We start from the raw sequence: 14,035 nt of genomic DNA on the forward strand, positions 1-14,035 counted from the left end.
CAGAGTCGGCATTCTGTGGAGGACAACAAACACCCGCTGCCACCTTGGGTCATACCCCTTGGGGGCGTGGCGGGGGCCCGCATACAATGTCCTGTTCCGCCCGGTGAGCGCGCAGGCGCTGTCTGCAGGCGGTTTTCAGTGTGTTTTGACCATCCGTTGTGGAGTTCCGTCCGTGTTTATTTCTTCTGCTTTTGCCCAGACCGCTCCCGCCGCCGCTGCGGGCGGTGGCGACATGATGTCCTCGCTCACCGGCATGCTGCCCCTGGTGCTCATGTTCGTGGTGCTGTATTTCGTCATGATCCGCCCCCAGATGAAGCGCCAGAAGGAACACCGCGCCATGATCGACGCCATCGCCAAGGGCGATGAGGTGGCCACGGCCGGCGGCATCGTGGGCAAGGTCACGCGCCTGTCCGAAGGCTTCCTGCACATCGAGATCGCCAGCGGCGTGGAAGTGCAGCTGCAGCGCAGCGCCGTGGTCCAGGTCCTGCCCAAGGGCACGGCCAAGTAAGGCCCGAGAGAGCCCCGTGTGTCCAGGGCGCCCGGTGCAAGGCCGGCGCCCTCTGAAGCTTTCCAAGAGGCAAGAGCGCGATCATGAACCGATATCCGGTGTGGAAGTACGCGATCCTGGTGATCGTGCTGCTGGTGGGGACCCTGTACACCCTGCCCAATTTCTTTGGCGAGGCCCCTGCGGTGCAGGTGTCTGCCGTCAAATCCTCCGTGAAAGTGGACACCGCTGTCCTGCAGCGGGTGGAAGAGGCGCTCAAGGCCGCCAGCATCACGCCCGTTTCCGTGAGCCTGGAGGGCAATTCGGTGCGGGCCCAGCTCGACTCGGTGGACACCCAGGGCAAGGCCAAGGACGCGATCCAGAAGGTCCTGGTTCCCAATGAGGCCGATGCCTCCTATGTGGTGGCGCTCAACATGTTCTCGCTGTCGCCCAAGTGGCTGACCTCGATCCATGCCATGCCCATGTACCTGGGCCTGGACCTGCGCGGTGGCGTGCACTTCATGCTGCAGGTGGACATGCAGGCCGCGCTGACCAAGAAGGCCGAGTCCTATGCCGGCGACCTGCGCACCCTGCTGCGCGACAAGAACATCCGCCATGGCGGCATCAGCCGCGATGGCCAGGCCGTCGAAGTGCGCCTGCGCGACGAGGCCACGCTCACAGCCGCCCGCAACCTGGTGAGCGACCAGTTCCCCGACCTGGTGGCCACCAGCGTGCCCGACGGCAGCGAGTTCAAGCTGCGCGCCACCATCAAGCCCGAGGCCACGCGCCGCGTGCAGGAGCAGGCGCTCAAGCAGAACATGGTCACGCTGCACAACCGCATCAACGAACTGGGTGTGGCCGAGCCGGTGATCCAGCAACAGGGCCTGGACCGCATCGTGGTGCAGTTGCCGGGTGTGCAGGACACGGCCAAGGCCAAGGACATCCTGGGCCGCACGGCCACGCTGGAAGTGCGCATGGTCGACGAGGGCACCGAGGCCCGCGCGGCCGAATCGGGCCGCGGCCCGGTGCCGTTCGGCTCCGAGCGCTACCCCGATCGCAGCGGCCAGTCCATCGTGGTCAAGAAGCAGGTCATCCTGACCGGCGAGAACCTGACCGACGCCCAGCCCGGCTTCGACGGCCAGACCCAGGAGCCCACCGTGAACCTCACGCTGGACGCCAAGGGATCGCGCATCTTCCGCGACGTCACGCGCGAGAACATCAACAAGCGCATGGCCATCGTGCTCTTTGAAAAGGGCAAGGGCGAGGTGGTCACGGCGCCTGTGATCCGCAGCGAAATCGGCGGCGGCCGGGTGCAGATCTCGGGCCGCATGACCACGGCCGAGGCCAACGACACGGCGCTGCTGCTGCGCGCAGGCTCGCTGGCGGCGCCCATGGAGATCATCGAGGAATACACCATCGGCCCGAGCCTGGGCGCCGACAACATCGAGCGCGGCATCCACAGCGTGGTCTGGGGCCTGGTGGCCATTGCGGCCTTCATGTGCTTCTACTACATGCTGTTCGGCGTGTTCTCCAGCGTGGCGCTGGCCGTCAACGTGCTGCTGCTGATGGCCATCCTGTCCATGCTGCAGGCCACGCTCACGCTGCCCGGCATTGCCGCCATGGCCCTGGCCATTGGCGTGGCCATCGACTCCAACGTGCTGATCAACGAACGCATCCGCGAGGAACTGCGCGCCGGCCTGTCACCGCAGGCGGCCATCCATGCGGGTTACGAGCGCGCCTGGGCGACCATCCTGGACTCCAACGTGACCACGCTGATCGCCGGCCTGGCGCTGCTCGCCTTCGGCTCCGGCCCGGTGCGCGGCTTTGCCGTGGTGCACTGCATCGGCATCCTGACCAGCATGTTCTCGGCCGTGTTCTTCTCGCGCGGCCTGGTGAACCTGTGGTACGGGCGCCAGAAGAAGCTCAAGAGCGTGTCGATCGGCCAGGTCTGGAAACCTGATGCCGACGGCACCTCGGTGGCCAAGACGAACTAAGGGGCAGTGGCCATGGAATTTTTCAGAATCAAAAAAGACATCCCCTTCATGAAGCACGCGTTGATCTTCAACGCGATTTCCTTCCTGACCTTCGCGCTGGCCGTGTTCTTCCTGCTCACGCGCGGGCTGCACCTGTCGGTGGAGTTCACGGGTGGCACGGTCATGGAAGTGGCCTATGTCCAGCCGGCCGAGCTCTCCAAGGTGCGCGAGACGGTGGCTGCACTGGGCTACCCCGACGTGCAGGTGCAGACCTTCGGTTCCGCGCGCGACGTGATGATCCGCCTGCCGGTGCAGAAGGATGTCACTTCTGCCCAACAAAGCGAGCGGGTGCTCACTGCGCTGAAGGCGGCAGACCCCGAGGTCACCTTGCGCCGCACCGAGTTCGTCGGGCCGCAGGTGGGCGAGGAGCTGGTGCACGGCGGCCTGATGGCCCTGGGCATGGTGGTGCTGGGCATCGTGATCTACCTGGCCTTCCGCTTCGAGTGGAAGTTCGGCGTGGCGGCCATCATCGCCAACCTGCACGACGTGGTGATCATCCTGGGCTTCTTCGCCTTCTTCCAGTGGGAGTTCTCGCTGTCGGTGCTGGCGGCCGTGCTGGCCGTGCTGGGCTATTCGGTCAACGAGTCGGTCGTTATCTTCGACCGGATCCGCGAGGCCTTCCGCAAGTACCGCAAGATGACGACGCACGAGGTGATCGACCACGCCATCACCAGCACCATGAGCCGGACCATCATCACCCACGCTTCCACCGAGGCCATGGTGCTGTCGATGTTCTTCTTCGGCGGCCCGAGTTTGCATTATTTTGCACTCGCGCTGACCATTGGTATCCTGTTTGGTATCTACTCGTCGGTGTTCGTGGCTGCGGCGATTGCCATGTGGCTGGGCGTCAAGCGTGAAGACCTGATCAAGACCAACACCAAAAAGGACGGCGATCCCAACGATCCCAACGCCGGGGCCACCGTCTGAACCGCTAATATTGGCGCATGCAAAACTCCCCTGCCCCCTCACCGCAGCGCCGCCTGGCACGCCTGGCGCGCCAGCGGTTCGTTGAGGGGCTCTGCGCAGGGCTGGTGGAGGTGGACAAGACCGTCGCCGACTTCCTGGGGGTGCTGATCGCACAGACCGGAACCGCGCGCGAGATGCAGTCGCGCCGCGACACCTGGATGCTCTACCAGCAGCACCATGCCAAATGGGTGTCGGCCACCAGCAACGCCTGGCAGGAGGCACTGGCGCCCCACACCAGCGCGCGTTCGGGTCTGTCTGCGGCCGGCGGCAACAACCTGTCGTTCGAGCTGCTCAGCGACGACGTGGTGGAAAACAAGATCGTCGCTTCGCGCATGGCGCTGACCATGGCCGAGCAGGCCGGCCAGCAATTCGACGCACTGCGCCAGCGCACCCAGATGCTCGAAGGGCAGGAGATCGACAGCAGCGACATCCTGCGCCCCGAAACCATCTGCCTGCTGCTGGTGCAGCAGTGGGTGGAGGCGGGCCTGCCGCGCACCGACCTGCTCACCGTCGTGGACCCCCTGCAGCGCGAACTGGCGAATGTGCTGCAAAAGCAGTACCAGGCCACCAACGCCTTCTATGTCGAGCAGGGCGTGGCCGTGTCCTCCGACCTGCGCTCGCGCGTGCGGCGCACCGGAGCGGGAGGCGGTGGCGCACCGGGCGGCGGCGACACCGGTCCGGGCGGGCTGGCATCGCAGGCCCTGGCCCAGTCGCGCGAAGCGATGGTGGCCGCTGGCCGACAGGGCGGCGCCCCCGCGGGCATGTACCCGCAGCAGATGCAACCAGGCCCCCACATGCAGGGGCAGCGCATGCCCCAGGGGCCGGGTTATCCCATGCCCCCGGGCGGCATGGGCTTTGCCACGGGCATGACGCCGCTGATCCGTGCGCGCCAGCGCGCACAGGGCGTCATGGGGCAGCTGCGGCGCCTGCTCACCCAGCCGGCGACGGGCTACGACATGATCAAGGCCCCGCCGGCTTCGGCGGCATTGGCGCATGCGCTGTCGGCCCAGCGTGTGCAGGCCGACACCTATTACAGTGGCATCGCCACGCTCATGGAAGACTACAGCCCGGCCGCCGTGGTGCAGGTGGCGGGGGCCGTGCGCGAGCGCTCCACCGAATTCAAGAACAAGGCCTCCACCGCGGGTGAAAAAGCCATCATCGAGGTGGTGGCCCTGATGTTCCAGAGCATCCTGGCCGAAGACCGGATTCCGCCGGCCGTGCGCGTGTGGTTTGCGCGCCTGCAGGTGCCGGTGCTGCGTGTGGCGCTGGCCGAGCCCGAGTTCTTCAGCAACCTGGACCACCCCGCGCGCCAGTTGATCGACCGCATGGGCGCCTGCGTGATGGGCTTCGACTCCACCAGCATCAACGGCAGCGCGCTGGAGGCCGAGATCCGCCGCGTGGTGCAGGTGATCGAGCAGTACCCGGAGACCGGCCGCCGCGTGTTCCAGCTGGTCTACGACGAGTTCGAGAAGTTTTTGTCCAAGTTCCTCACCGAGAAGCAGGCCACTTCGCGCCTGGTCAGCGTGGCGCAGCAGGTCGAGCAGAAGGAAACCCTGGCCATCCAGTACACCATCGAGCTGCGCACCATGCTCAAGGACATGCCGGTGCGCGACGAGATCCGCGAGTTCCTGTTCAAGACCTGGGCCGAGGTGCTGGCCCTGTCGGCCGTGCGCGATGGCGCCCAGCATGCCGACACCATCACCTTGAAGCGCACGGCGGCCGACCTGGTCTGGGCCGCCAGTGCCAAGCCCAACCGCAGTGACCGCGCGCAGGTCATCCAGAACCTGCCGGGCCTGCTGCAGCGCCTGCGCCAGGGCTTGGCACTGATGGGCATCCATGATGCCCCGCAGGACGCCCTGATCAAGACGCTCACCGACACGCTGGCCGATGCCTTCCTGTCCAAGACGGCATCGATTCCGCAGGCCCACATCGAGGCCATGGCCAAGCGCCTGGCCAACCTCGAGGACTTCATCAACGATGCGACCCTGGGTGACATGCCGCTCAATGCCGACAACATCGAGATGATGCTGGGCATCGACGCCTCGTCGATCCACGTGGTGGCCGACAACGGCGCACCGGTGGACGAAGGCATGGTCGTCTGGGCCCAGGAGCTCAAGCCCGGTACCTGGTACACGCTGGACCACAATGGCGCATCGGCGCAGGTGCAGTACGCCTGGCAGAGCCAGCGCAAGCAGCTGCACCTGTTCGCCGCGGTGGACGGCAGCAGCTACCTGATCCAGCTGCGGCGCCTGGCGGCCTACCTGCAGGCGGGCCTGTTGGTGGCCCAGGACGAGGAAGGCATCACCACGCGCGCCACGCGCGATGCGCTGGCCAAGCTGGACGCCAATCCGGAGCGCTTGCTGGGCTGATGGGCTGGCGGCCTTCGCAAGGCTGCCTTGGCGCGCCGGTGGCTAAGCTGCACCCATGCGCTGGAACAGCCCGCCGGGCAGGCGGGCCACATTCCCTGAGAGTTCGAGTTCCAGCAGCTGGACCTGCAGGCTGGCTGCATCCATGCCGGTTCGGGCCAGCAGCGCATCCAGGCCCATGGGGTCGAACCCCAGGGCCTGCAGCAAGGGGCTGTCCTGCCGCGCATGCCCGCGGCCCAGGCCTTGCGCGCCACCTGTTGCGCCCGCTGCCTGGGCGGTGGTTGTGGTCCCGGGCAAGCGCAGCTCCTCCAGCACGTCCTGGGCAGACTCCACGAGCTTGGCACCCTGGCGGATCAGGGCATGGCACCCCCGGGACTGGGGCGAGTGGATGGAACCCGGGATGGCGAACACCTCGCGGCCCTGCTCGGCCGCCAGCCGCGCGGTGATCAGCGAGCCCGAGGCCAGGGCGGCCTCGACCACCAGCGTGCCCTGCGAAAGCCCCGAGATGATGCGGTTGCGTTTGGGAAAGTTGGGGGCCAGCGGTGGCGTGCCCAGCGGGTACTCGCTCACCAGCAGCCCCTGCCGGGCAATGCGGTGGGCCAGCGCCCGGTTGGCGGCCGGGTAGACCCGGTCCAGGCCGGTGCCCACCACCGCAATCGTCGCCGGGTGGTCTTCGTCCAGACCGGCGCTTTCCAAGGCGCCCTCGTGGGCCGCGGCGTCCACGCCCAGCGCCAGGCCCGAGACGATGGTGAGACCGGCCGCGTGCAGGGACTTGGCGAACTGCAGGGCGTGTTCCGCGCCCTGGGCCGTCGGATTGCGGCTGCCCACCACGGCCAGGCAAGGCCGTTCGCCCAGGGGGTGCTCGGACGCCAGGCGGGCTGCAGGGCCCATCAGGTACAGCAGCAGCGGTGGATCATCGGTGTTCAGCAGGGTGCGCGGATAGCCGGCATCGCCCAGGGTGAGCAGCGTCCGGGCTGCGGTACCGGGCTCGGGCGCATCCTGGAGCCATTCCCAGGTGGTTTCCACCAGGTCCGCCAGGGTGGGGGGGAGTGTGCGCAAGGCCTTGGCCTGGGCCGGGGTCACGCACTCCAGCAGGGCTGCTTCCGATTGCTCGAAGATGGCTTGCGGCAGGCCGAACCGGGCCAGCAGCAGGCGCGCAGCAGCATTGCCCACACCGCGCGACAGCGTCAGCCTGAGCCAGGCCTGCAACTCGTCGTGTTCCATGGGCATGGCGTCGTGGCCCGGTGGCTTCACAAGCCAGGCGCATTTCCCTGCAGGCGGAGCTCGATGCCTGCTGCAGGGCGGCTGCGCCGGCGATTTACTCTTGCGGGCTGACCAGCCGGTCGCCCACGCGCACGCCGGTGCGGATCTCCAGGATCAGCGCGTAGGAAACGCGGTCGAAGGTGCGGAACACCATGGCCAGGCCGTTGCTCTCGCTGGGCAGCTTGATCATGGGGAGCTTGGGATCGGTCTTGTCCTTGATCACGTCGCCCTTGGTCATCAGGCGCATCACGTGGCCGGCCTCGATGCCATTGCGGGTGCCCAGGTTGATGGCGACCACCTGGTTCTGGCCGGCCGAACCGGCCGAAGCGCCGGCAGCCGAGCTGCCATAGATGGAAACCACGCGGGCCTCGGTGCCCTCACGGGGCGCGCGGGGCACGTAGCTGATGAACTCGCGTGCGGGCGCGGGCAGCAGCCGGTCGCCGGCCCGGATTTCTTCCTTGCTGCCGCTCAGGTCCACAGTGGCGGGCACGTAGTCGGTGCGGATGCCGCCCTTGCCGTCGGAGGACTTCTCGAAGCTTTCGCCGCGCACCAGCTCGGCCTTGCCCAGGTACTGGGCCTCGTAGCCCAGGATCTCGCCCGTCTGCGGATCCTTGAGGGCCACGGCGTCGCGGAACACGCGGAACTGGCGCGGCTCGCCCGGATCCATTGTGAGAGGGGTGGCTGCGTCACCGCGCACATAGGCGCGGTCGCCGCTGGCCATGAGCACACGCTCCTCCTGGGTGGCGATCACGCGCGGTGCGCGCTGGAGCACGCTGGCATCCACCACCACAGGCTCCACGAGGAAGGGCTCGATCAGATGCGGCTTGAGCGTCGGCAGGGCCGTGCTGGACAGGCTGTCGCTGCGCGTGCTGGGCGAGACGCGGACTGTGCCGGACGAGGCGGACGTGCCCGGAGCCGTGGTGCGCAGGCGCGCATAGCCGCCGTCCTTGTCCAGGTACAGCGTCTGGCCGGGGTAGATCAGGTGCGGGTTGGGCAGGGCCTGCATGTTCATGCCCCACAGTTCGGGCCAGCGCCAGGCGCTCTTGAGGTACAGGCCGGAGATGCCCCACAGCGTGTCGCCGCGCTTGACCACGTAGACATCGGGAGCGTTGGGTGCCAGGTCGGCCACGGGAATGCCGCGCTGCGACACGTCCTGCGCCGTGGCGCGTTGCTGGCCGGAAATGGGGTGATTTTGCGCCTGGGCCGGTGCGACGAGCAAAGCGCCTGCGGCCACGGTCAGGGCGCCCAGGGCGGTTCGCCGCGCGCTGGTGAATGCCGTCATGTGGTTCCTTTTCTGATGCATTGTGAAACGCCCCCTCACTGGCGTCCGAACTGTGTTGCACATGCAAGCAGCCGGACGAATACGTTACAAACCTTCTTAGATTCTCTGCTCAAGCCCTTGATTCGGCAACGATTATTGAGTTGAGTATCTGCAGCTTGGGGCAAAAGTGGCGAAAATAGCGACATCTATTACCCGATTCCATGGCAATTCTCCCCATTCTCTGTTACCCGGACCCCCGGCTCCACAAGATCGCCCGGCCGGTCGAGGCCGTGGATGCGCGCCTGAAGACCCTGGTCTCCGACATGCTGGCCACCATGTACGACGCCAACGGCATCGGCCTGGCAGCCACCCAGGTGGACGTGCATGAGCGCCTGATCGTGATCGACGTCTCCGAGGGGCGCAACGAACCCATGGTGCTGATCAACCCCGAAATCGTCTGGGCCAGCGCCGAAAAGCACGTCAACGACGAGGGCTGCCTGTCGGTGCCCGGCATCTACGACGGGGTCGAGCGCCACGACGCCGTGCATGTGAAGGCGCTCGATGGCGAGGGCCAGTCGCGCACCATCGAGGCCGAAGGCCTGCTGGCGGTCTGCATCCAGCACGAGATGGACCACCTGATGGGCAAGGTCTTTGTCGAATACCTGTCTCCGCTCAAGCGCAACCGCATCAAGACCAAGATGGTCAAGCAGCAGCGGGAGAACCGCTGATGGCCGTGGTGGCGCCCCGCGTGTTGCGTGGTGCCGCTGTGCTGGCCCTGCTGGCAGCGTTGTCGGCCTGTGCCGTGCCTTCGCGTGAGCCGCTGGGTACACCGCGCGCCCAGGTGCTGGCGCGGCTAGGCCAGCCCACCTCCGTTCACCCCCTGCCCCAGGGTGAGCGGCTGCTGTACTCCCAGTTGCCCGCCGGCACCGAGGTCTACAACCTCGATTTCGATGCGGCCGGCCGCCTGGAGCGCTCCGAGCAAGTCCTGACGCAGACCCGGCTGGAGAGCATTCCGCCAGAGCGGTGGGCCGTGGCCGACCTGCTGCGCACCTTCGGTCCGCCGCTGCGCGTGGAGCGGGTGGCCCGCTGGGACGGTGACATCTGGACCTACCGCTTCAAGCAGGGCTCCGACCCGCGTTTTGCCCACGTGCACCTGGATTCTGCCGGCGTGGTCCGCCGCATCGGCTTCACCGACGACATCCCCAACACCGACAAAGGACGCGACTGATCGTCCTTGTTGCAGAAAATCCCATGAACGTCATCTTTGCCGGCACGCCCGAGTTCGCCCGCGTGGCCCTCGCGCGCTTGCTGAAGGCCGGCTTCACCGTCCCCCTGGTCCTGACCCAGCCCGACCGCCCTGCCGGCCGCGGCATGAAACTGCAGGCCTCGCCTGTCAAGCAGTGCGCCCTGGACCATGGCATTGCCGTGGCCCAGCCGCGCAGCCTGCGCCTGGATGGCAAGTACCCCGAGGATGCCGCCGCCGCCCGTGAGGCCCTGCTGGCGGCCCGGGCCGATGCCATGGTGGTGGCTGCCTATGGCCTCATCCTGCCCCAGTGGGTGCTGGATCTGCCGCGCCTGGGTTGCCTGAACATCCATGCCAGCCTGCTGCCGCGCTGGCGCGGTGCGGCCCCCATCCACCGCGCCATCGAGGCCGGTGATGCCGAGACCGGCGTCACCATCATGCAGATGGATGCCGGCCTGGACACGGGCGACATGCTGCTCACCGAGCGCACGGCCATCACGGCCGCCGACACCACCGCCAGCCTGCACGATCGGCTGGCCGACCTGGGCGGCCGCATGGTCGTGGAAGCCCTGGAGATGGCGGCCTGTGGCGGCCTGTCTCCCGTGGTGCAGCCCGCTGAGGGCGTGACCTATGCGCACAAGATCGAGAAGGCCGAGAGCGCCGTCGACTGGTCGCTGCCGGCACAGGCCATCGCCCAGCGCATCCGGGCCTTCGATCCCTTCCCCGGCGCGAGCACGCGCCTGGGCGAGGAAACCATCAAGCTGTGGGCTGGCGTGCCCGAGGCCGGGGATGCCCCGGCCGGGACCCGGCCCGGGCAGGTCCTCGCCGCCGACGGTTCGGGTGTCACCGTGGCCTGCGGCACGGGGCGGCTGCGCCTGACCGCCCTGCAGCGTGCCGGGGGCAAGCGCCTGGCGGCCGCCGACTTCCTGCGCGGTTTCGACGACCTGGGCGCCGGGGCCGTGCTGGGCGGCGGTGCGCCATGAGCGCACTGGCCGCGCGCATCTCCCGCACCGTCCGCGACCCGCATTTCCGGCTGGCCGCCAAGGACATGGCCGGTACCTCCCTGGGCATTGGTGCCTGGGGCCTGGTGACCGGCGTGGCCATGGTCAAGAGCGGCATGTCCGTGCCCCTGGCCCTGCTGATGTCGCTGGTGGTCTATGCCGGCAGTGCACAACTGGCAGTGATCCCGCTGCTCACCGTGGGCGCCCCGCTGTGGGTGATCTGGCTCACGGCCGCCTGCGTGAACCTGCGCTTCGTGATCTTCAGCAGCATGTGGCGCAGCTATTTTGCCCACCGGCCGCTGCGCGAGCGCCTGGCCATCGGCTATTTCAGCGGTGATGTGATCTATGTCTCGTTCATGAACCGCTTCCCCGACCCCAAGCCCCGGCCCGAACAGGTGCCCTATTTCTGGGGGGCGGCCACCACCAACTGGATCGCCTGGCAGGTGCCCTCCATCGCCGGCATCCTGCTGGCCAATGCCGTGCCCCTGTCCTGGGGCCTGGGTTTCGCGGGTGTGCTGGCCCTGCTCGGCGTGCTGCTGTCGCTGCTGTTCGACCGTGCCACCTGGCTGGCCACGGGCGTGGCGGCCACGGCGGCCGTGGCTGCGTTCGCGCTGCCGCTCAAGCTCAACATCCTGGTGGCCATCGCGGCGGCGGTGGCCGCCGGCCTGCTGATGGAGGCCATGGACCGCCGGCGCAAGGGCCGCCACCCCGAAATGCTGCTGGTGCCGGCCGACAGCGTGATGCCCCCCGAGGAGCGCCAGCACATGAAGGACGGCGACGTGGTTCCCCTGCGCGAGGAGCGCCACCCATGAGCGGCCACTGGATATTTACCGCCATCGCCATCCTGGGGCTGGCCGTGATCACCGTGGTGTCGCGCTCCTTCTTCATGATCCCCGAGCGCGAGCTGCCCCTGCCCGACTGGCTCAAGCGCGGCCTCAAGTACGCGCCGCTGGCCGCGCTCACGGCCGTGATCGCACCCGAGATCCTCATGACCCAGGGCGAACTGCTCGACACCTTCAAGGATGCGCGCCTGCCCGCTGCGATTCTGGCGAGCGCTTACTATTTTTGGAAGCGTGGCATCCTGGGCACCATCGTGGTGGGCATGGCCGTGTACCTGCCGCTGCACATCGGCTGGGGCTGGTAGGCATCCAGAGGGGGCGGCGGCAGCCCCCTTTAAAATGGCGGGCTTCAGTGCCCATCCAGGAACCCTGCCCCCATGAACATCCTCCGCTTTTCCGATCTGTGTGCCCAGGGCAAGGCCCAAGGCCAGCGCGTCTTCATCCGTGCCGACCTGAACGTGCCACAGGATGACAGTGGCGCCATCACCGAAGACACGCGCATCCGTGCCTCCATCCCCTGCATCCAGATGGCCCTGGACGCCGGCGCCGCCGTGATGGTCACCAGCCACCTGGGCCGCCCCACCGAGGGTGAGTTCAAGCCCGAGGACACCCTGGCCCCCGTGGCTGCGCGCCTGGGCGAGCTGCTGGGCCGCGAAGTGCCCCTGGTCTCCAACTGGGTTGATGGCGTGAGCGTGGCGCCGGGCCAGATCGTGCTGCTGGAGAACTGCCGCCTCAACGTGGGCGAGAAGAAGAACAAGGAAGAGCTGGCGCGCAAGATGGCCGCGCTGTGCGACATCTTCGTGAACGATGCCTTCGGCACCGCCCACCGCGCCGAGGGCACAACCTACGGCATCGCCCAGTTCGCGCCCGTCGCCTGCGCCGGTCCGCTGCTCTCGGCCGAGATCGACGCGCTGACCAAGGCCCTGGCCCAGCCCCAGCGGCCGCTGGTGGCCATCGTCGCCGGCTCCAAGGTGTCGAGCAAGCTCACCATCCTGAAGAGTCTGGCCGACAAGGTCGACCAGCTCATCGTGGGCGGCGGCATTGCCAATACCTTCATGCTCGCCGCTGGCCTGCCCATCGGCAAGAGCCTGGCCGAGCCCGACCTGGTGGGCGAGGCACGCGCCGTGATGGACGCCATGAAGGCCCGTGGTGCCGAGGTGCCGATCCCCACCGACGTGGTGACGGCCACGGCCTTCGCCGCCGATGCCCCCGCCACCACCAAGGCCGCAGCCGACGTGGGCGCCGACGACATGATCCTGGACATCGGCCCCAAGACGGCTGCGCAGCTGGCGGCCAAGCTCAAATCGGCTGGCTCCATCGTCTGGAACGGACCGGTCGGCGTGTTCGAGTTCGCCGCGTTTGAAAATGGCACGCGCGAGATTGCCGCGGCCATCGCCGAATCGCCGGCATTCAGCATCGCTGGCGGCGGAGATACTCTGGCGGCCATCGCCAAATACGGCATCGAAAAACAGGTGGGCTATATCTCCACGGGCGGCGGTGCGTTTCTGGAAGTGCTGGAAGGCAAAACCCTGCCGGCCTTCGAGATATTGGAAAAACGCGCAGTTGCAAATTAACCATTTTGGTTACATTTCCACCTCCTGAATCAAGGCCGTTGCGATGGCCTTTTTTTGTGCCTGCAGTGGTCTTCGTAGCGGGCCGCTGCGACCCGCGCAGGGCTTTCCCGCCGCGGGCCGCCTAAAATCGGGTCCCATGACTTTTCTCGACATGCTGCGCGACGCGTCCGCACAGAACAACTCCATGCTGTGCGTGGGCCTGGACCCCGAGCCCACCCGTTTTCCTGCAGCGCTCAAGGGCGATGCGCGCAAGATCTACGATTTCTGTGCCGCCATCGTCGATGCCACGGCCGACCTGGCCTGTTCCTTCAAGCCGCAGATCGCGTACTTTGCCGCCCATGGCGCCGAAGACCAGCTGGAGCGGCTGATGCAGCACATGCGGGCCAACGCGCCGCATGTGCCCGTGATCCTGGACGCCAAGCGCGGCGACATCGGCTCCACGGCCGAGCAGTACGCCAAGGAAGCCTTCGAGCGCTATGGCGCCGATGCCGTCACGCTTTCGCCCTTCATGGGCTTCGACTCCATCGCGCCCTACCTGGCCTACCACGGCAAAGGCGCCTTTCTGCTGTGCCGCACCTCCAACCCGGGCGGGGACGACCTGCAGATCCAGCGCCTGTCCAGCGTCGAAGGCGAACCCCTGCTGTACGAGCATGTGGCACGCCTGGCCCAGGGCCCCTGGAACCGCAACGGCCAGCTCGGCCTGGTGGTGGGGGCCACCTACCCGCAGGAGATCGAGCGCGTGCGCGGCATCGCTCCCACCTTGCCCCTCCTGATCCCGGGCGTCGGCGCCCAGGGCGGTGATGCCGTGGCCACCGTGCGCGCCGGCCTGCGCGAAGGCGGGCCCATCATCGTGAACTCCTCGCGCTCCATCCTCTATGCCTCGGGCGGCGAAGATTTCGCCAGCGCTGCGCGCACCGAAGCCGAGCGCACCCGGGCCGTGCTGGAAGCCGCCCGGCCCTGACGCCTGCGCGCGAAGGCGCGCTCCCCATCGCCGCAAGGATCCCG

At 67.5% G+C, this 14,035-nt stretch carries 13 protein-coding genes; 11 read left to right on the forward strand and 2 right to left on the reverse strand.

What is annotated here, in order from left to right; genetic code table 11:
• Positions 1-172: 172 nt before the first annotated feature.
• The 4 genes from yajC (at position 173) to HNP48_RS03680 (ending at position 5,852) form a co-directional block, all read left to right on the forward strand.
• Positions 173-508: a preprotein translocase subunit YajC gene (gene yajC, locus HNP48_RS03665; protein ID WP_184855468.1), complete on the forward strand. Its 336-nt coding sequence runs from the start codon at positions 173-175 to the stop codon at positions 506-508.
• 83 nt (positions 509-591) lie between these two features.
• Positions 592-2,478 (forward strand): protein translocase subunit SecD, encoded by a 1,887-nt coding sequence (gene secD, locus HNP48_RS03670; RefSeq protein WP_184855469.1) that lies wholly within the window; start codon positions 592-594, stop codon positions 2,476-2,478.
• Between the two features lie 12 nt (positions 2,479-2,490).
• Positions 2,491-3,444, forward strand: coding sequence for a protein translocase subunit SecF (gene secF / locus HNP48_RS03675; protein WP_184855470.1), 954 nt, complete (start codon positions 2,491-2,493; stop codon positions 3,442-3,444).
• Between the two features lie 17 nt (positions 3,445-3,461).
• Positions 3,462-5,852: a DUF1631 family protein gene (locus HNP48_RS03680; protein WP_184855471.1), complete on the forward strand. Its 2,391-nt coding sequence runs from the start codon at positions 3,462-3,464 to the stop codon at positions 5,850-5,852.
• A gap of 42 nt (positions 5,853-5,894) precedes the next feature.
• Here the strand turns inward: HNP48_RS03680 and dprA are convergent, their stop codons facing one another.
• Both dprA and HNP48_RS03690 read right to left on the reverse strand, forming a co-directional pair.
• Entirely contained in the window at positions 5,895-7,073 is a 1,179-nt protein-coding gene (gene dprA, locus HNP48_RS03685; RefSeq protein WP_184855682.1) for a DNA-processing protein DprA, read from the reverse strand.
• Positions 7,074-7,167: 94 nt separating this feature from the next.
• Positions 7,168-8,394 (reverse strand): LysM peptidoglycan-binding domain-containing protein, encoded by a 1,227-nt coding sequence (locus HNP48_RS03690; protein ID WP_184855472.1) that lies wholly within the window; start codon positions 8,392-8,394, stop codon positions 7,168-7,170.
• Positions 8,395-8,594: 200 nt separating this feature from the next.
• Here HNP48_RS03690 and def point away from each other — a divergent pair, with 200 nt between their 5' ends.
• The 7 genes from def to pyrF all read left to right on the forward strand — a co-directional run bounded on the left by def (position 8,595) and on the right by pyrF (position 13,991).
• Positions 8,595-9,101 (forward strand): peptide deformylase, encoded by a 507-nt coding sequence (def, locus tag HNP48_RS03695; protein WP_184855473.1) that lies wholly within the window; start codon positions 8,595-8,597, stop codon positions 9,099-9,101.
• Positions 9,101-9,601, forward strand: coding sequence for a hypothetical protein (locus HNP48_RS03700; protein WP_184855474.1), 501 nt, complete (start codon positions 9,101-9,103; stop codon positions 9,599-9,601). The genes def and HNP48_RS03700 overlap by 1 nt, the downstream gene beginning before the upstream one ends.
• 23 nt (positions 9,602-9,624) lie before the next feature.
• On the forward strand, positions 9,625-10,599 hold the full coding sequence (gene fmt, locus HNP48_RS03705) for a methionyl-tRNA formyltransferase (protein ID WP_184855475.1): 975 nt from the start codon (positions 9,625-9,627) through the stop codon (positions 10,597-10,599).
• Positions 10,596-11,429: an AzlC family ABC transporter permease gene (locus HNP48_RS03710; protein WP_184855476.1), complete on the forward strand. Its 834-nt coding sequence runs from the start codon at positions 10,596-10,598 to the stop codon at positions 11,427-11,429. Before fmt ends, HNP48_RS03710 begins: the two co-directional genes overlap by 4 nt.
• Positions 11,426-11,761, forward strand: a complete 336-nt coding sequence (locus HNP48_RS03715; RefSeq protein ID WP_184855477.1) for an AzlD domain-containing protein — start codon at positions 11,426-11,428, stop codon at positions 11,759-11,761. Before HNP48_RS03710 ends, HNP48_RS03715 begins: the two co-directional genes overlap by 4 nt.
• A 72-nt stretch (positions 11,762-11,833) precedes the next feature.
• Complete coding sequence (locus HNP48_RS03720; RefSeq protein ID WP_184855478.1) at positions 11,834-13,030, forward strand: phosphoglycerate kinase; 1,197 nt, start codon at positions 11,834-11,836, stop codon at positions 13,028-13,030.
• Positions 13,031-13,166: 136 nt separating this feature from the next.
• Positions 13,167-13,991 (forward strand): orotidine-5'-phosphate decarboxylase, encoded by an 825-nt coding sequence (gene pyrF, locus HNP48_RS03725; RefSeq protein ID WP_184855479.1) that lies wholly within the window; start codon positions 13,167-13,169, stop codon positions 13,989-13,991.
• Positions 13,992-14,035: the final 44 nt, after the last annotated feature.

The organism is Acidovorax soli (genome assembly GCF_014207955.1).
Taxonomy (GTDB): domain Bacteria; phylum Pseudomonadota; class Gammaproteobacteria; order Burkholderiales; family Burkholderiaceae_C; genus Acidovorax; species Acidovorax soli_A.

What these genes read in the sequence shown, in the direction of transcription:
- HNP48_RS03720 (WP_184855478.1), top strand. Translation starts at nt 11,834, where the DNA reads ATGAACATCCTCCGCTTTTCCGATCTGTGTGCCCAGGGCAAGGCCCAA.
- dprA (WP_184855682.1), bottom strand. Translation starts at nt 7,073, where the DNA reads ATGGAACACGACGAGTTGCAGGCCTGGCTCAGGCTGACGCTGTCGCGC.
- secD (WP_184855469.1), top strand. Translation starts at nt 592, where the DNA reads ATGAACCGATATCCGGTGTGGAAGTACGCGATCCTGGTGATCGTGCTG.
- fmt (WP_184855475.1), top strand. Translation starts at nt 9,625, where the DNA reads ATGAACGTCATCTTTGCCGGCACGCCCGAGTTCGCCCGCGTGGCCCTC.
- HNP48_RS03680 (WP_184855471.1), top strand. Translation starts at nt 3,462, where the DNA reads ATGCAAAACTCCCCTGCCCCCTCACCGCAGCGCCGCCTGGCACGCCTG.
- def (WP_184855473.1), top strand. Translation starts at nt 8,595, where the DNA reads ATGGCAATTCTCCCCATTCTCTGTTACCCGGACCCCCGGCTCCACAAG.
- HNP48_RS03690 (WP_184855472.1), bottom strand. Translation starts at nt 8,394, where the DNA reads ATGACGGCATTCACCAGCGCGCGGCGAACCGCCCTGGGCGCCCTGACC.
- HNP48_RS03715 (WP_184855477.1), top strand. Translation starts at nt 11,426, where the DNA reads ATGAGCGGCCACTGGATATTTACCGCCATCGCCATCCTGGGGCTGGCC.
- HNP48_RS03710 (WP_184855476.1), top strand. Translation starts at nt 10,596, where the DNA reads ATGAGCGCACTGGCCGCGCGCATCTCCCGCACCGTCCGCGACCCGCAT.
- secF (WP_184855470.1), top strand. Translation starts at nt 2,491, where the DNA reads ATGGAATTTTTCAGAATCAAAAAAGACATCCCCTTCATGAAGCACGCG.
- pyrF (WP_184855479.1), top strand. Translation starts at nt 13,167, where the DNA reads ATGACTTTTCTCGACATGCTGCGCGACGCGTCCGCACAGAACAACTCC.
- HNP48_RS03700 (WP_184855474.1), top strand. Translation starts at nt 9,101, where the DNA reads ATGGCCGTGGTGGCGCCCCGCGTGTTGCGTGGTGCCGCTGTGCTGGCC.